Source organism: Arthrobacter sp. SLBN-53 (assembly GCF_006715585.1).
Classification (GTDB): domain Bacteria; phylum Actinomycetota; class Actinomycetes; order Mycobacteriales; family Mycobacteriaceae; genus Mycobacterium; species Mycobacterium neoaurum_A.
Genome location: NZ_VFNN01000001.1, coordinates 497,890 through 514,102, shown reverse-complemented (window position 1 = coordinate 514,102; position 16,213 = coordinate 497,890). Strand labels below are relative to the sequence as shown.

At 65.6% G+C, this 16,213-nt stretch carries 15 protein-coding genes; 10 read left to right on the top strand and 5 right to left on the bottom strand.

Annotated elements, in window-relative coordinates; genetic code table 11:
- Window positions 1–103 precede the first annotated feature (103 nt).
- From FBY28_RS02525 to FBY28_RS02500, 6 genes are read left to right on the top strand one after another with little or no spacing between them, the layout of a single operon-like run.
- Window positions 104–1,129 (top strand): DUF7064 domain-containing protein, encoded by a 1,026-nt coding sequence (locus tag FBY28_RS02525; protein WP_286177668.1) that lies wholly within the window; start codon window positions 104–106, stop codon window positions 1,127–1,129.
- 18 nt (window positions 1,130–1,147) lie between these two features.
- Entirely contained in the window at window positions 1,148–1,600 is a 453-nt protein-coding gene (locus FBY28_RS02520; RefSeq protein ID WP_141864053.1) for a MaoC family dehydratase, read from the top strand.
- Window positions 1,590–2,801, top strand: a complete 1,212-nt coding sequence (locus tag FBY28_RS02515; protein ID WP_141864051.1) for an enoyl-CoA hydratase-related protein — start codon at window positions 1,590–1,592, stop codon at window positions 2,799–2,801. Before FBY28_RS02520 ends, FBY28_RS02515 begins: the two co-directional genes overlap by 11 nt.
- A 1-nt stretch (window position 2,802) precedes the next feature.
- Window positions 2,803–3,963, top strand: coding sequence for an acyl-CoA dehydrogenase family protein (locus FBY28_RS02510; protein WP_141864049.1), 1,161 nt, complete (start codon window positions 2,803–2,805; stop codon window positions 3,961–3,963).
- 46 nt (window positions 3,964–4,009) lie between these two features.
- The gene (locus FBY28_RS02505) at window positions 4,010–5,332 is read left to right on the top strand and encodes a phytoene desaturase family protein (protein WP_141864047.1); all 1,323 of its coding nucleotides are present in this window, start codon (window positions 4,010–4,012) and stop codon (window positions 5,330–5,332) included.
- Window positions 5,263–6,144: an HpcH/HpaI aldolase/citrate lyase family protein gene (locus FBY28_RS02500; RefSeq protein ID WP_216847457.1), complete on the top strand. Its 882-nt coding sequence runs from the start codon at window positions 5,263–5,265 to the stop codon at window positions 6,142–6,144. Before FBY28_RS02505 ends, FBY28_RS02500 begins: the two co-directional genes overlap by 70 nt.
- 18 nt (window positions 6,145–6,162) lie before the next feature.
- Here the strand turns inward: FBY28_RS02500 and FBY28_RS02495 are convergent, their stop codons facing one another.
- From FBY28_RS02495 to FBY28_RS02475, 5 genes are all read right to left on the bottom strand, one after another.
- On the bottom strand, window positions 6,163–7,494 hold the full coding sequence (locus FBY28_RS02495) for an FAD-dependent oxidoreductase (RefSeq protein WP_141864045.1): 1,332 nt from the start codon (window positions 7,492–7,494) through the stop codon (window positions 6,163–6,165).
- A 108-nt stretch (window positions 7,495–7,602) separates the two neighbouring features.
- Window positions 7,603–8,688 (bottom strand): phosphotransferase, encoded by a 1,086-nt coding sequence (locus FBY28_RS02490; protein WP_141864043.1) that lies wholly within the window; start codon window positions 8,686–8,688, stop codon window positions 7,603–7,605.
- Between the two features lie 37 nt (window positions 8,689–8,725).
- The gene (locus FBY28_RS02485; RefSeq protein WP_141864041.1) at window positions 8,726–9,655 is read right to left on the bottom strand and encodes an alpha/beta fold hydrolase; all 930 of its coding nucleotides are present in this window, start codon (window positions 9,653–9,655) and stop codon (window positions 8,726–8,728) included.
- The gene (locus FBY28_RS02480; protein ID WP_216847456.1) at window positions 9,652–10,302 is read right to left on the bottom strand and encodes a TetR/AcrR family transcriptional regulator; all 651 of its coding nucleotides are present in this window, start codon (window positions 10,300–10,302) and stop codon (window positions 9,652–9,654) included. The genes FBY28_RS02485 and FBY28_RS02480 overlap by 4 nt, the downstream gene beginning before the upstream one ends.
- Window positions 10,292–11,665 (bottom strand): flavin-containing monooxygenase, encoded by a 1,374-nt coding sequence (locus FBY28_RS02475; protein ID WP_141864039.1) that lies wholly within the window; start codon window positions 11,663–11,665, stop codon window positions 10,292–10,294. The genes FBY28_RS02480 and FBY28_RS02475 overlap by 11 nt, the downstream gene beginning before the upstream one ends.
- A 362-nt stretch (window positions 11,666–12,027) precedes the next feature.
- Between FBY28_RS02475 and FBY28_RS02470 the strand changes: the two genes are divergently transcribed.
- The 4 genes from FBY28_RS02470 to FBY28_RS02455 all read left to right on the top strand — a co-directional run bounded on the left by FBY28_RS02470 (window position 12,028) and on the right by FBY28_RS02455 (window position 16,202).
- The gene (locus tag FBY28_RS02470; protein ID WP_216847455.1) at window positions 12,028–12,765 is read left to right on the top strand and encodes a hypothetical protein; all 738 of its coding nucleotides are present in this window, start codon (window positions 12,028–12,030) and stop codon (window positions 12,763–12,765) included.
- Between the two features lie 237 nt (window positions 12,766–13,002).
- Window positions 13,003–13,407 carry an SCP2 sterol-binding domain-containing protein gene (locus FBY28_RS02465; protein WP_019509865.1) on the top strand — a complete coding sequence of 135 codons (405 nt, stop codon included), beginning with the start codon at window positions 13,003–13,005 and terminating at the stop codon, window positions 13,405–13,407.
- Between the two features lie 3 nt (window positions 13,408–13,410).
- Entirely contained in the window at window positions 13,411–14,949 is a 1,539-nt protein-coding gene (locus FBY28_RS02460; RefSeq protein ID WP_141864037.1) for an acyl-CoA synthetase, read from the top strand.
- Complete coding sequence (locus FBY28_RS02455; protein ID WP_141864035.1) at window positions 14,946–16,202, top strand: cytochrome P450; 1,257 nt, start codon at window positions 14,946–14,948, stop codon at window positions 16,200–16,202. Before FBY28_RS02460 ends, FBY28_RS02455 begins: the two co-directional genes overlap by 4 nt.
- Window positions 16,203–16,213: the final 11 nt, after the last annotated feature.

The following is a 16,213-nucleotide window of genomic DNA, read 5'->3' as shown; positions in this document are numbered from 1 at the left end:
AAAAATCTAACAGAAACTAGAAAAATATGTTAGCGTCGTGAACAGACGTGCTCGTGACCCATTTGTGGGCCGTGAGCACGATTCGAAAAAGTTTTCACCCGCCATGCGAAGGGGGGCGAGCGGCGCCAACTCGGCTGCCGCGGCCGAAGCCATGCTGACTCTGGACGACGACTACACCCACGCGGTCACCGACGACCCGAACTTCAACGAATCGATGTACTTCGAGTTTCACGATCCCCAATCCGGCATCGCCGGATTCCTGCGGTTGGCGAACAGGCCCAACGAGGGCCGTGGTGAACGGACGATCTGCCTGTACCTCCCCGACGGTCGGCTCGCGTTCGGTTACGCGCGCCCGCAGGTCATCTCGAACGAGGCGATGAACGCCGGTGGGCTGGCCGTCGAGGTGGTCACACCGCTGCAGGATGTGCGTGTGCGCTTCGACGGTGACATCCGGCTGGTGACGGATCCGGCAACGATGAGCGACCCGTCGACGGCATTGAACTCCAGCCCGCGGGCCGACTGCCGAATCACCCTGCAGTTCAAGGCGATGGCGCCGGCCCACGAGCAGACGTTCGAGGCGCAGGGGCAGTCTTTTGCTCCCCATCACTACGAACAGCTTGCCGTGGTCACCGGAGAGGTGGTGATCGGGAGCCAGCGTTGGCCGGTCCGTGGGCACGGCCTGCGGGATCACTCCTGGGGACCGCGGTCTTGGCAGGCGCCATGGTTCTATCGCTGGCTACACGGGAGTGCAGACCGATTCGGCTTCATGGCAGCATATTTCGGTGATCCGGACGGCTCGTCACGAGTCGGCGGCTTCGTCTTCGACGGCGCCGAGGTGCACTCCTGTGAGGAGGTGGAGATCACCACGCAGCGCGATGACAACGGCTTTCAGGAACACATCCAGCTGAGCATTGCCGCGGGTGGCCGGAGCTGGCGTTTCGAGGGCGACGCCCTGTCCATCGTGCCGCTGCGACATCGCAGCGCCGACGGCGAGGTCAGTACCCGCATCGTGGAGGCCGCCATCCGCTGGTCGGTCACCGATGGCGACGCGCCTGCCGCGCCCATCCACGGGATGGCCGAGTACCTCGATCAGATCAAAGCGGGCCAACCGGTGGGAATCCGGGTCTAGGGAAGGAATGGGTTCACGATGAAGACTTTTGGCAATCTCGCGGAGTTCGAAAACGCGGCGGGCACCGAATTGGGTCCCACCGAGTGGCTGGTCGTCGACCAGGAGCGGGTGAACAACTTCGCCCAGGCCACCGATGACCACCAGTGGATCCACGTCGACCCCGAGCGGGCGGCCACCGGTCCGTTCGGCGGCACCATCGCGCACGGATTGCTGACCCTGTCGCTGCTGCCGAAGTTCATGCACGGGCTCTACCGCGTGGACAACGTCGCGATGGCCATCAACTACGGGTTCAACAAGGTGCGGTTCATCACCCCGGTGCCGGTCGGCGCCAAGGTACGGGCTTCTTCGGTGATCACGGGTGTGGACAAGCTCGACGGCGCCGTGCAGGCCACCCTGGTCACCACTGTCGAGGTGGACGGAGCGGGCAAGCCGGCCGCGGTGATCGAATCGATCGTGCGCTATGTCGGTTGATACCGCACAGGATTCCCGTATCGCCGCTGCCGAGGCGCTCTACGATGCGCTCGCCAGGGGCGACGCCGAGACCGTCGACCGGCTGCTGTCGCCGGAGTTCGTCGGACACGTCACCGAAGGGATGCCGCTGGAGATGGGTGGCACCCATCACGGTGCCGAGGCCATGCGTGCACAGGTCTGGTGGCGCATCGGTGCGCACTTCCGGGCGCGGGCCGTTGCCGAGGATCACCGGCTGAACAAGGACGGTGGGCTGACGGTCATCGGTACCTACCGGGGCAGCGGTCGTCGTTCCGGGGCCGAGCTTGACGCAGCCTTCGTCCACGTGCTCTCGTTCGACAACGACGGCCGGATCACCGAGCTGCGCCAACTCACCGATACGGCCGCCTGGCGTGCCGCGCTCGAGGGCAACGGCGCGCTGCAGACCATCGACTACCGCGTCGAGAACGGGCTGGCCACCGTGTGCCTGAACCGGCCCGATCAGCGCAACGCCATCAATTTGCGGATGGGGCAGGAAACCCTCGAGGTCGCGCGCCGCATCCAGTCGGATCGCTCGGTGCGTGCGGTCCTGATCTGTGGCAACGGGCCCGCGCTGACGGTCGGTGGCGATATCTCGTATTTCCTGGAGAGCAACGGTGCCGGGTACGACACGCTGTTCGAGAAGATGATCCGGCCCTATCACGAGGGCTTCGACATCCTCAGCCGGATCGAGGCGCCGATCGTGGCCGCCGCGCACGGTCCGGTGGCGGGCGGCGGTCTTGGCTTCGTCTACGCCGCCGATATCGTGCTGGCCGCCGATGACAGCAGGTTCGTGGTCGCCTTCGCCGGGATCGGACTCTCCGGTGACGGCGGGGGCACCTATCACCTGCCCCGGCTGATCGGTCCGCGTCGCGCCGCGCAGGCCTATCTGCGCAACACACCCATCAGTGCCGCGGAGGCGTTGCAATGGGGTCTGGTCAACGAGATCGTCCCGGCCGCCGAACTGCGTTCGCGGGCAACCCAGGTCGCCACGGAACTGGCAGCGGGACCGACCGTGGCCTTCGCGACGATGCGTGCGTTGCTCCGCGACAGCTGGCACAACGACCTACGGACGCAGCTGACCGCAGAGCTGCAGGGGACCAAGGACACCGGTCGCAGTGACGACGCGGCGGCAGCCATCGCCGCGTTCGCGGCCAAGACGACACCGACATTCCAAGGACGATGACATGAGTGGTTTGATCACCGATACCGAAGAGCACCGCGCCATCCGGGAGACCGTCGCGGGCATCGCCGAACGCTATGGCTCGCAATACTTCTTGGAGCGCGGGCGCAAGGGCGAGGACATCGGGGAACTGTGGAAAGATCTCGGTGCGGCCGGTCTGCTCGGCGTGCACCTGCCCGAGGAGTACGGCGGCGGCGGGGGCGGTATGGCCGAGGCTGTGGTGGTGGTCGAGGAACTCGCCGCGCACGGTATGCCGATGCTGATCTGGGTCATCTCGCCCGCGATCTGTGGGTCCATCCTGGCCCACCACGGTTCTGAGGATATGAAGCGGCGCTGGTTGCCCGGCATCGCCGACGGCAGTCAGAAGATGGCCTTCGGCTTGACCGAACCCGATGCCGGCTCCAACAGCCACAACGTCAAGACCACGGCCCGCAAGACGGCCGACGGTTGGGTGATCTCCGGTGCGAAGTACTACATCTCTGCGGTCGACCAGTGCGAAGCGGTCCTGCTGGTGGCGCGCGATGCCGATCACTCGACACCGGAGAAGTCCAGGCTGTCACTGTTCGTCGTGCCCACCGACGCCAAGGGCTTCAGCATCCAGCAGATCGACACCTCGATCGTCTCCCCGGACAAGCAGTTCACCGTGTTCCTCGACGAGGTGGAGGTGGGCGAGGATGCACTGATCGGTCAGGCCGGCAACGGTCTGCGGCAGGTGTTCGACGGCCTGAATCCCGAGCGGATCCTGGTCGGCGCGATCTGTGGCGGCGTCGGTCGGTATGCGATCGACAAGGCGGTGGCCTACGCGAAGGAACGCAACGTGTGGTCGACACCGATCGGCGCACACCAGGGCGTGGCACACCCGTTGGCCGACAGTCACATCGCCGTCGAGCTGAGCCGGCTGGCCACCGCACTGAGCGCACAGCAATTCGATGCCGGCTTGCCGGCCGGCGAGGCGTCCAACATCGCGAAGTACTCGGCATCCGAGGCCGCCCTGAAGGCACTGGACCAGGCGATCCAAACGCACGGCGGTAACGGGCTGTCCCACGAGTACGGCCTCTCGGAGCTGTGGTTCGTCACCCGGCTGATGCGCACCGCACCGGTCAGTCGCGAGATGGTGCTCAACTACGTTGCCCAGACCTCGCTGGGGCTGCCGCGTTCGTACTGATCCGGCCATCATCGCAGCAACACAACGATTTTCAAGGAGTAGGACAATGACGACTTCGGTCGAGACATACGACGCCGTGGTGATCGGCGCCGGCGCAGGCGGCCTGTTCACCGCCGCGCGCCTGACCAAACTCGGCTACCGCACCCTGGTCGTCGAACGGCTCGACAAGGTGGGTGGCCGGGCCTCCACCGATGATATCGACGGTTTCAAGGTGAACAACGGGGCCATCGTGATCGAGGTGGGCGGCATCACCGAGGAAACCTGCCGAGAGGTGGGGGCCCGGTTCGACATCCGGGAGCCGTCGCCGCCGATCCTGTATCGCATCGCGGGCAAGGACGTCGATGTCACCGGCGGCGGCTGGGGTTTCCTGCTGGGCAAACTCACCCGCCAAGGTGCCAAACTGGTCAAGGGAATCGGTGCCGCGCGCAATGATTCCGGTCTGCCCGAAGATGAACTGTCGACCGCGGACTGGGTGGCCAAGTACACCAAGAACGAGGGTGTGCATGGCATCTTCCGCAACATGTGTGCCTCGGTCTTCGCTGTCGGATCCGAGGATCTGCCTGCCCGGGTGTTCCTGACCTACTTCACCCGCAAGAGTGCCTTCAAGCGCTTCGGCTTCCATCCCGAGGGCACCATCGGCATCTGGCGTGCGCTGGCCGATGCGGTGGTCGCCAATGGCGGACAGATCTGGCTGTCGACACCGGTGACGAAGATCCACACCGCCGATGGCGGCACCGTCACCGGGATCGAGGTGACTCGTGACGGGCAGTCGGTGCGCATCGATGCGCCGATCGTGGTCAGCGATATCGGGCCTGCGGGCACCGTTGCCCTGTTGGGCGAGGAGAACGTGCCGCCGGACTACCAGGATCTGGTGAAGAAGGCCGACCGGCCCACGTCGATGATCACGGTCAACTTCGCCAGCCAGGAACGTCTGGTCGATGTCCCCGGCATGCTGAGCTTCGCCAAATCGCGCAGGCTGGCCTACGTCTCCAACTTCACCGATGTCTGCCCCGAGATGGCTCCGCCGGGGTGGAATCTCTACGCCGGGACCGCGGTGCCCAAGAATCCGACCGGTGACTTCGACGAGGCCGCCGAAACCGAGCTCCTGCTGCAGGACTTGCGGGACAACATCGAGGATTTCGACAACCGGGCCCGCATCCTCAACATCGCCGTCACCCGCGACGACTGGCCACCGCAGCGCGCCGTTGCCGGTTACGACCTGACACATGAGACCCCGTTGGCCGGACTGTGGAATGTCGGCGACGGCGTCAAGGAGTATGCCAACGGCGGGACCACGGCATGTGCCGAGACGGCAAAGATCGTCGTGGACAAGATCGTGGCCGCATACCGACCGGCGGTGCTGAGCTGACCGATCTTGCCGCGCGGATCGGTCACGCGCGCAGTGCGCTGTTCGTTCCCGGAGACCGCCCCGCCCGATTCGCCAAGGCAGTCGACAGCGGCGCCGACCTGGTGATACTCGATCTCGAGGACGCCGTCGCCGTCGAGGCCAAAGCGTCGGCGCGGGCGGCCGTGTCGGCATTCCTGGACAGTGGCGCCGAGGTGGCGGTCCGGGTCAACGGCACCGAGACGCCTTGGTGCGCAGACGATCTTGCTGTGCTCGCGCAGCGGCGCTGCGCGGTCATGGTTCCCAAGGCGCACAGCGTCGAACAGCTCGACCGGGTGTCCGCCGTATTGCCCGCAGGTACCGCTCTGATCCCGTTGATCGAGACTGCGCGGGGAGTGGCCGATGCGGCGGCCCTGTGCCGTGCCGATTCGGTGGTTCGTGCCGCCTTCGGCAGTGTCGACCTCGGGGCCGAACTCGGGGTCGATCCCGACAGCCACACGGCGTTGCAGTATGCGCGCAGCGCGGTGGTGCTCGCCTCGGCTGTTGCCGGATGCTCGGCGCCGTTGGACGGGGTGACCACCGATCTGACCGAAGGGGACAGGCTGGCCGCCGATCTGGAACACGCGGCCATCCTGGGATTCACCGGAAAGATGTGTATTCATCCGGCGCAGGTCCACGCTGTCAATCAGCGCTTCACGCCGACAGATTCCGAGCTGCGCTGGGCCGAAAGGGTGGTCACTGCCGCCGCGGCTGGTGGCGCGTGTGCGGTGGACGGAAAGATGGTGGACAAGCCGGTCGTGGACCGCGCCCGCGGTCTGCTGGCCCGCGCTCGCTGACGTCGTGTGGGGTACGGCTCAGCCGGCCCCGAGCGAACCCAGGATCTCGCGGGCGGCGCGTTCACCGGCGATATATGCTCCCTCGATCCCGGACTGCGTCAGGTAGTCCCCGGCGATCTGGACATCGTGCGGTAGCCGGGCCAGCAGGGCCAGCATCCGCCGGTAGTGACCAGGAGCTGCGGTCGACAAACCGTAGGCGCGGCGGTAGATCTCGGTGATATCGGGTTCAGCGGGACCGTGCACCTCGGTCACGATGCGTCGTGCCTCGGTCAGCAGTTCCCGGTCGCCGAGCTCTGCTGAGCGCGGGCCGTCGAAGTAGACGCTGACCACCTGGCCCCCCTCGGGCGCCGAGCCCGGTCGGCGTCGCTGGCCCAGCAGGACCCCGATATCGGAGTGTGGGCCGGGACCGACCGGCACGACCAGGTCGGGGCCGGCATCCGGCCAGGGATCGGTGCGAAAGCCGAATGCCACGTGGTGCAACGGAATTGCCTGCACCCGTCTGAGGGCATCGAGCTCGGCGGCGCCGAGCACATCGGTGCACAGCTCGGCGGCGGTGTGCGCGTCGGTGGCGACGATCACCGCGCGGGTGGTGAGAACTCCGTCCGCCGTGTGCACCGCCAAGCCGGCAGACTCACGGCGCACGCTCTCGACGTGAATGTTCAACCGGACGTCGACATCGTCGAGTTGCCAGCTGGTGACCCGATCCATTCCGTCCTCGGGCACCGTCAGCCGGGTGCGGTGTGCGTTGCGCAGCAGCGCGACCAGGAACGATCGCGAGATCGTGGACAGATCGGCACCGGTCAACGGTTCCATCAGGGGGCGGACCACATACTCGTGGACGCGGTCGCCGAACATCCGGCGAGACCATGCCTCCATGGTCTCGCCGTTGTCGTCATCGGCCAGCGATTGCAGATCGAACGGCTCGGGCCCGCGGCGCAGCACGAGCGAGGCGATGCCCGCGACGAGGCGAACACGATCCGTCCACCGAAGCTGGGGTACGCGCAGGAATGCGCGCAGGAATGTGTGCGGCGCATCGAAACGCACCGGGTAGCGTCCGCGTGCGTCGCGCAATTCGGTGCGCGCCACCCAGCGTCGCATGTGGTGTGTCCGTCCGGCCCCGGCGATGGCGCTGCGGGTGCGTCGGTAGGTACCCATCACGAAGATGGCCCCGGAGTCGATGGCGAATCCGTGTTTGCGGTCGGTGCGCGTCCTGCCGCCGACGGCATGCTCGCGGTCCAGCAGCACGGTGTGTACGCCTGCGGCGGTGAGCACGCGTGCGGCGGCGGCGCCTGCCGGTCCCGCGCCGATGACGATGACGTCGGTGTCGGTCGAAGGCTGGGGAGTCGGCATGGAGCTACCTCGATCAGCTGGGGGATTCGGGCTCGACGGTCAGATCGCCACGAGCACCTAGAATTTAACAGTAATTCGAAAATGTGTGGAAATGACGATCGGCGTGCCTCAGTCGACGAGGGTGCGCAACGCCGTGAAACTGTCGTTGTCGACGATCTGTTGTGCGGCCCTGGCGGCCATCGCGGCGAACATCCGGTCCCCGCGTTCGGAGTGCTGCACCCCCAGCGAGACCGGAATGCACAGCACGAGGCCGTATAGGGCGTGTGCACGATACTCCAGCCAGCACCGTGCGAAGTCGTAACCGGTGACGCCGAGGGCCACCAACCGGCGGTGATACTCGGTGACCAGGGCGCGTTCGTGCTCGGCCCGCGAGGCCTCCGCCATCGAGGTGCCCAGGAGATACGACACATCGATCACGCCGGGTGCGGCAGCCACGCTCTGCCAGTCGACGACGGCGATCGAGGTGCGCCCGCCCTGTGCGTCGAACAAGAGATTGTCCAGGCGGAAATCCCCGTGCCAGAGGCAGCGCAGCTCTGCCAGCGTCGTCAACCACGCCGGTACATCCCGGCCCAGCTGCCGGGCCGCCTCGACGTGTTCGGAACCCAGGTGGGAACCGAAACGCTCGAGCCACGGGTCGATGATCTGAGGGAGCCCGCCGGCCAACGCATTCCACACCGCTGCAGCGCCGAGCCAGGGGTGCTCGGCCAGCCGGGGGTGCCCCCACGAGCCTGCGTGCAGTGCGGCTGCCTGAGCCAGCGCGAGATCCGCCTCGTCGGCGGTGCAACCGCCGATCTGTTCGACGGACCGTGCCGGGCCCATGTCTTCGAGAAGCAGCACGAAGGCACCGAGGTCGTCGGCGATGTGGGCGGCGAAGCATCGTGGTGCGCGCACGGTGGTGACGTCCAGCAGGTGCTGATAGAACAGCACCTCGCGCTGGTAGGCGCCGGTACCGATCGCCATCTGGCGGCTGGCGGGGTCCGTGCTGGACACCTTGGCGATCACGGTGTCCGGGGCGCCTGCCGGGCGCACTGCGTAGTCGAGTGTCAACCGATAACTGCTGGCCATCTGGCCGGTTCCGACCGGTGTGGCGTCCAGCGTGGCGACCTCGACGGTGTCCCATCCGGGCACATCGGCGAGCAGCGCCGATACCACCGTTGGGCTGAAATGGTCGACGGTGTGGGGAATGACGGTCATATCGTCTCCTTCTGTGACGGTGGGTGAGTGGGTCGGGTCACGGAACCATGACGGCTCGCGGCGCCAGTACCCGGCGCAGGAAGGCCTTCTGGTGTTCGGTGACGCGGTCATGGTGTGCCGCACCGGGGTAGACGTCGAAGTGGTCGCACGGGTAGTGATGCACGGTGGCGCGGGCCCGCGTGGCGGCCGACGTCGCGGCTCCCGGGGGCGCGCTACGGTCACCATCGGCGATCTGCATCAGTACCGGACACGCGATGCGGGCGGCGCCGGCACCCGGCCGATACATCCCGATCCGCAGGAGCACCCGCGCCGCGATGGCATTGCGCCAGGTGGGCCCGGCGATCGCCTGCATACCGTCCACCGCGCCGGGGGCGCACAGTGCGGCGGGCTCCCCGGGGTGTCCGACGATCGGTGCGAGTACTGCTGGTCGGTGGCGCAGCGCGGCCAGTTGGTCGGCGAGCCCGATCCGCAACAGCCGCATGACGTGGCCGGGTCCGTGCGCCCCGAGCATCGTCCGCACCGCCGCGGCACCGTCCACCGCGGGTGTCAGGCTGATGACGCCGGCGATCCGGTGGTCCTCGGCCGCGACCCGCAACACGTGTCCGCCGGACAGCGAGACACCCCACACCACGATCCGGTCCGGGTCCACCCCGGACAGGGACCTGGCGTAGCGAACGGCATGGTGGTAGTCCTGAATCTGTCGTTGCAGGTGCACGAGTTGCCTTGGCTCGCCCGAGGATCCGGCGAAGTGGCGATAGTCGAAGGCGATCACGTCGGCGCCCGCGGTCGCCAGAGCCGCCGCGAAGCCGTCGAGGCCGCAGTCTCGGGTGGCGCCGACGCCATGCGCCATCACGATGCACGGACGCCCGTGGGCGCCGATCAGGTCATCGCCGTCGGCGCGGTGGTGCTCGGCCGCCAAGTGTCCGCCGTCGGGTGTGTCGATGCGGATCTGCCGCGCGGTGTTCATCGGGAACTCCGATCGATCGTGGAGGTCGGTTCGCCGTATATCGCGTTGACCCAGATGTGCTCCAGGGCCGCATGGACCGACTCGGCGCTCGCCAGCCCGGTGCCGCGCAGATGGCGTTCCAGCGTCAGCGCATTCAGCGATATCAGTGAGTGGGCCAGTTCGCGTGACGGGATCGGTGCCGTGGAGCGGTGCTCGTCGATATAGCCGGCGACGAAGTCCTCGTAGCGCCGCAGCCATGCTTCCCAGATCTCGCGCGTCTCCGGATCGGCATCGCGGGCGTCGAGCATCGCGAGGAATCGCCGGCGCTGGGTGACCCAGGATTGCACAGCCAGCTGCAGTGAATCCGACAGATTGACCCGCGGATCGCCAGGCCGGCTGATGACCCTGCTGGCCTCGTCTATCTGGGTATCGAAGATCTCGCCGAGCAGATGGGTCACCGCTTCGTTTTTACTGCTGAAATAAAAGTAGAACGCCGAACGCGCCAAGCCGGCCTCCTCGGCCACCGCGGCTACCGAGATGTCGGCCAACGATTGGTGTTCGAGGTGCTCGGCCAGCACCGCCAACAGTCGATGGCGCCGATGCTCGCCACGCGGTTGCGGCCTGCCGGGATTGCGCCGGCGGGTGGCCTTGGCCGCGTCAGCTGGCACGGGGAGTGGCCGCGGGTGCCCGACCGGTGAGTATCACCGGTCCGTATTTGGCTGCCCGCCGCGCCCCGGCGGGCAGCTCCCGGGTGCGCATGTTGCGTTCGTAGTCGAAGTAGTCCACCTGCTGGGTGTGCCGGGGCTTGTCGGAGAAGTGCCCGATGTACTTGCGTTCGTCGGCGGCGATGGTCTTGTGCATCTCGGCGATGGACGGCGGCCGATACGTCCCGGCCAGATAGGCCGACGCGAGCCGGGCCTGGCATTCGACGAAGGGGAACAGTGTGGGCAGTGCCTGGGCGAAGCCGACGAAGATCAGGTCATCGAGGCCGGGCTTGAGCATGCGCTTGTACAGGGGCAGATGGTTGTTCGGTGCGCTGAGGAAGTCGGGGTCGAAGAACGGGAAGGTGATGTTGTACCCGGTGGCGTAGATCAGCACGTCGGCCCGCACCGACGTCCCGTCGACGAAGTGCACCGTGTCACCGTCGAGTCGTTCGATGTTGACCTTGGCGGTCGCGTCACCGGCGCCCAGCCGCATGAGTAACTCGGCGGACTGCGTCGGGTGGGCCTCCAGAAAATGATGATTCGGCGTGGGCAGGCCGTAGTTCTCCGGGTTGCCGAACAACCAGCGCGCCACCGGACGCATGGCGCGACGCTGCCAGGACAGTGGAATCACCGGCAGCGTGCGTGCGATCTTGTCGGCGGTCATGCCGAAGATGTACTTCGGGACCACCCAGGCGCCCGATCGTGTCGACAGGTACACCGTGTTCTGCCATGACTTCTGGGAGAGCTCGGAGACCAGATCGGCCGCCGAGTTGCCTATCCCGACGACCACGATGCGCTTGCCCTTCAGGTCGAGCGGCTCGGTGGGATCGATGTAGGCGTGGGAATGGATGATCTCGCCACTGAACTCTCCGGGAAAATCCGGGAAGCGCGGATCCCAGTGGTGACCGTTGGCGACCACGAGCGCGTCGTAGATGCCGCTTCTGCCGTCACTGGTGTCGATGCGCCACCCGCCGCCGGGAAAGCGGTGGGCACGGGTGACCGAGGTGTTGAACTGGATGTGCTCGCGTAGACCGAACGCATCGGTGTAGTCGTCGAGATAGTCCTTGATCTGGGAGTGGTGCGGATAGTCCGGCAGGCTCGGATCCATCGGGAAGTCCTTGAAGCACAGTAGATCCCGAGAGGTGTCGATGTGCAGGGAGCGGTAGGCGCTGGAGTGCCCGTTGGGGTTGCGAAACGCCCAGTTTCCCCCCACTCGGTCAGAGGACTCGAAGCAGTCGTAGCTGACACCGGCGTCGGCGAGGTTCTTCGCGGTGGTCAGACCGCTGATGCCGGCGCCGATGATGGCCGTACGGGGTGTGTTCTGCATTGCACTCCTGATCCGATGTGGCATGGCTCACGCTCGGTCACCGACGCTAGCCTCAAAAACTGACAAGAGTCAACATTTGGTGCGCGGAATCTAGTGAAAAGTCGAAAATCGCGGGAGGGTGCGGCTCCGATGTGTTCGACACCGTGCCGTGGACATCCGCTGCGCACCCGGCCGATCGGGCGGGTGGTAGCCGCCGGGCCCCGGTCGACGATGGCGCCGAATAGGTGTTCTTTGAGTAGGTTTGGCGCCTCGCGCAGCGAAGATCCGATCCGCTCGACCGGCACTTCGGGCATAACCTTGTCGAGGTTGACCGCGGGGACTATCTTTTAATCCACATTAAAACTTCTGCAAGGTGGTGTGCTTTGTCGCGTCGAATTCAAGTGATCTGTGCATGGTGCGGTCCGGCCACGGTGATCGTCGCCTTCATCGGCTGGCTGATCGCCGGCGTACTGCCGATTCCGTTGGGATCGTCGAGCACCACCGAAGAGGTGGTGAGCTTCTATGCCAATGACACCCGGGTGCTGTTCGGTCTGGTCATCGCCCAGCTGGGCGTATGTCTGGTTTTTCCGCTGATCGCGCTGATCGGCTATCGGATGTTGCGCATGGAGGGGCGCCATCCGATCCTGGCGCTGATCCAATTGGTGACCGGGGCGGCCACCGGGGTTCTGCTCTTGCTGCCGATGCTGTTGATGGCGGTCATCGCCTTCCGTCCCGATCGCAATCCGGAGATCACCGTGACGCTCAACGACATCTGCTGGTTGTTGTTCATCACCCCGATTGCTCCGTTCATCATCCAGAACATCGCCATCGGCACCGCGATTCTTCGGGACCGGAACCGCACCCTGCCGCGTTGGGTCGGATACACGAACTTCTGGATCGCCGCATCATTCCTGCCGGACCCCCTGGCATTCTTCTTCCACGGCGGGCCGTTCTCCTGGCGCGGCATCTTCATCTTCTGGCTTGCATTGACGTCGTACAGCATCTTCTTGATCGTGATGGGCGTCGTCTTGCGCGCCGCGGCGCTGCGCGAGGACGCCGCCGGGGAGACGTCGGTCGAGTCCGCCCCGGGGGAGGCGATCTCGAGCCGGTGTCAGGCATGATCGGTGCGAAATTGAAGTTTTCATCGAAAACTCGAACTGGTCTATCTGCGGTCGACACTCGAGCGCCCGCTATCGACGGTCCGGCACGTTTACCGGTCTGTACAGGGTAAATGCCGCACTGCGGCTGCCGTTTGGCGAAACCATAGGTTGACTTATGGTGATCCAAGTGTGACGATGGCCTCACCTTCAGGTCCGGTCCGGACAACGTTTTGAATCAAACATAAATTAAGGAGAACGATGGGGTTCGCCAGCTCTGACGAAGTTGTCAAGTACATCGGCGGGATCTTCGACGAGGCCTTCGCCGACCCGGAGATCGGTCCGAAACTGGTCGACACCGGGCTCGTCGTGGCTTTCGACTTCACCGATCCCGACGCGGTCGTCGTGATCGACATGGCCAACAAGGCGGTGCGTTCGGGTGTCGACGGGGGAGCCGAGCCCATGGCGACCATGTCGATGACAGCCGAAACCGGCAATGCCTACTGGCAGGGGAAGGTGAACCTGCCGCTGGCCATGGCGAAGAAGAAGATCAAGGTCGAGGGCAATGTCGCCAGCCTCCTCAAACTGGCGCCGTTGGGTAAGAAGCTCTACGGCCCGTATGTCGAACGGCTCAAGGCCGACGGCCGCGAAGACCTGCTGGCCTGACCGATGTTCCCCGGAGTTCACGCCAAGACCGATCCCGACAAGCCCGCGGTGATCATGGCCGAGACCGGCCAGACGCTCACCTATCACGAGCTGGATCAGCGCTCCGCAGCGATCGCCGCAGCCCTTCGCGACCTCGGACTGCGGCGCGGAGATGTGGTCGCGCTGCTGTCCGACAACGTCCTGGAGGCATTTGAGATCTACTGGGCGGCAATACGATCAGGTCTGTACATCACCGCGGTCAACTGGCATCTGGCCGCCGACGAGGCCGCCTACATAGTCAACGACTGCGGTGCGCGGGTGTTGTTCGCCTCGGCCGGTGTCGGTGAGCTGGCTCGCGAGATCGTCTCGGCCACCCCCGGGGTCGATCACCGATTCGGCTTCGGCGGCGATATCGACGGACACCGCAACTACCTCGAACTGATCGTGCCCGGCCGGAACGGGCTGACCGATCAGCCTCGCGGGGCGGAGATGCTGTACTCCTCCGGTACGACCGGCCGCCCGAAAGGTGTGAAGCCGGTGCTGCTGGATCTGCAGGTCGACCAGCCGGGAGAGCCGCTCGTGGGTATGCTCGCCCACGGCTTCGGCTTGACCGCCGACGACCGCTATCTGTCTCCCGCGCCCATTTACCATGCCGCACCGTTGAAATGGTGTGGCGGGATCCATGCGCTCGGCGGCACGGTGGTGCTCATGGAGAGGTTCGACGCCGTCAAGGCGCTGGCGGCCATCGAGCAGTACCGCATCACCGCCACCCAGATGGTGCCGACGATGCTCATCCGGATGCTCCAACTGGCATCCGAGGAGCGCGACCGTTTCGATGTGTCGTCGCTGCGGGTGGCGGTCCACGCCGCCGCGCCATGCCCGCCGGACGTCAAACAGGCCATGATCGACTGGTGGGGGCCGAAACTCGTGGAGTACTACGGGGCCACCGAGGGGCATGGGGTGACGGTGGTGACGTCCCAGCAATGGGCCGACAAGCGCGGCACGGTGGGTCGCGCAGCGCTGGGCACCCTGCACATCTGTGACGACGAAGGCACGGAGCTGGCACCCGGACAGATCGGCACCGTGTATTTCGAACGCGAGCTGGCGCCCTTCGAGTACCACAACGACCCGGAGAAGACGGCTGCGGCGCGACATCCGCAGCACGACAACTGGTCCACCGTGGGCGATATGGGCTACGTCGACGAGGACGGCTTTCTGTTCCTGACCGACCGCAAGGCCTTCATGATCATCTCGGGCGGGGTGAACATCTATCCCCAGGAGATCGAGAACGTCTTGGCGCTGCATCCCAAGGTGGGTGATGTCGCCGTGATCGGCGTCCCGGATGCCGAGATGGGTGAACAGGTCAAGGCCGTTGTCCAGCTGCGTGATCCGGACCAAGCGGGTGACGACCTCGCGGCCGAGCTGATCGGCTATGTCCGCGATCGGATCGCGCATTACAAGGCACCCAAGACCGTCGACTTCGTCGAGGAGCTGCCCCGACTGGCCACCGGCAAGCTGGCCAAGCGCAAACTTCTCGACCAGTACCTGGAGGTCCGGCAATGAGTGCGCCCACGCCGACCACGCGTGCGTTCGACCCGGTGAGCATCTCGTCGCTGGATTTCTGGGCGACCACGGCGCAGGAACGGGAGAAGTCGTTCCAGATCCTGCGCGACGAACGGCCGCTGAGCTGGCACCGCCCGATCGAGGGCGGCCTGATGGAGGCCGAGATCGACGGGCTGTGGGCGGTGACCCGCAACGAGGACATCGCCTATGTCAGCAAGAATCCGGCACTGTTCTGTTCCGGTCAGGGCGTGATGATCGAAGCCGTTCCCGAAGACCTTCTGGACGCGGCTCAGTCCTTTCTGGCCATGGACGGTGCTGCGCACTCCACGTTGCGTCGCTTGATCAGTTCGGTGTTCACGCCGCGGCAAGTGGCCAAGATTCGGGATCAGGTACGCCTGCAAGCCGCCACGATCGTCACCGATCTGTTGGCCACCGACAGCGGTGACTTCGTGGAGCAGGTCTCCAAACGCCTACCGATGTGGACCATCTACGAGATGGTCGGTTTGCCCGAGGAGTTCCGCGACGAGGCCGCCCACCATGCCGATGGCATGGTGTCGTGGGCAGACCCCGATGTCGCCGCTGGTCGAGAGCCCGGTGAGGTGCTCAACGAGTCGCTGGTGGGGCTGTTGTCCATGGGGCTGGAACTTGCCGAGCGCAGGCGTATCGAGCCGACCTCGGATCTGATGTCGCTACTGGTGCAGGCCGAGATCGATGGTCGCAGGCTCACCGACGAGGAACTCGGAGCCTTCTTCGTCCTGCTCTCGGTCGCCGGGAACGACACCACCCGCAACACGGTCACCCTGGCCACCATGGCGCTGCAGGAGTTTCCCGAGCAGCGTGCCTTGTTGCAGAACGATTTCGACACCCATATCGCCCGTGGGATCGAAGAGTTCGTCCGCTGGGCGACCCCGGTGATGACCTTTCGGCGGACCGCGACCCAGGACACCGAACTCTGCGGGCATGAGGTCAAGCAGGGCGACTGGGTGCTGCTGATCTACTCGTCGGGGAACCGCGATCCCCGTGCGTTCGTGGATCCGCACCGCTTCGACATCACCCGTGAGCCCAACGCACACGTGGGATTCGGTGGCGGTGGCCCACATTTCTGCATGGGCGCGTTCCTGGCCAAGATGCAGCTGGAATCGCTGTTCCGGGAGTTGATCTTCCGTGCACCGAACCTGCGGGTCGGTCAACCGGAGTATCTCACCGGCAACTTTGTACACGCCGTCAAATCCCTTCCCTACAGCCTGGATTGATCAGAGGAACA

Excerpts from the sequence above, each read along its gene's own strand:
- FBY28_RS02525 (WP_286177668.1), top strand. The coding sequence starts at position 104 with ATGCGAAGGGGGGCGAGCGGCGCCAACTCGGCTGCCGCGGCCGAAGCC.
- FBY28_RS02520 (WP_141864053.1), top strand. The coding sequence starts at position 1,148 with ATGAAGACTTTTGGCAATCTCGCGGAGTTCGAAAACGCGGCGGGCACC.
- FBY28_RS02515 (WP_141864051.1), top strand. The coding sequence starts at position 1,590 with ATGTCGGTTGATACCGCACAGGATTCCCGTATCGCCGCTGCCGAGGCG.
- FBY28_RS02510 (WP_141864049.1), top strand. The coding sequence starts at position 2,803 with ATGAGTGGTTTGATCACCGATACCGAAGAGCACCGCGCCATCCGGGAG.
- FBY28_RS02505 (WP_141864047.1), top strand. The coding sequence starts at position 4,010 with ATGACGACTTCGGTCGAGACATACGACGCCGTGGTGATCGGCGCCGGC.
- FBY28_RS02500 (WP_216847457.1), top strand. The coding sequence starts at position 5,263 with ATGTGCCGAGACGGCAAAGATCGTCGTGGACAAGATCGTGGCCGCATA.
- FBY28_RS02495 (WP_141864045.1), bottom strand. The coding sequence starts at position 7,494 with ATGCCGACTCCCCAGCCTTCGACCGACACCGACGTCATCGTCATCGGC.
- FBY28_RS02490 (WP_141864043.1), bottom strand. The coding sequence starts at position 8,688 with ATGACCGTCATTCCCCACACCGTCGACCATTTCAGCCCAACGGTGGTA.
- FBY28_RS02485 (WP_141864041.1), bottom strand. The coding sequence starts at position 9,655 with ATGAACACCGCGCGGCAGATCCGCATCGACACACCCGACGGCGGACAC.
- FBY28_RS02475 (WP_141864039.1), bottom strand. The coding sequence starts at position 11,665 with ATGCAGAACACACCCCGTACGGCCATCATCGGCGCCGGCATCAGCGGT.
- FBY28_RS02465 (WP_019509865.1), top strand. The coding sequence starts at position 13,003 with ATGGGGTTCGCCAGCTCTGACGAAGTTGTCAAGTACATCGGCGGGATC.
- FBY28_RS02460 (WP_141864037.1), top strand. The coding sequence starts at position 13,411 with ATGTTCCCCGGAGTTCACGCCAAGACCGATCCCGACAAGCCCGCGGTG.
- FBY28_RS02455 (WP_141864035.1), top strand. The coding sequence starts at position 14,946 with ATGAGTGCGCCCACGCCGACCACGCGTGCGTTCGACCCGGTGAGCATC.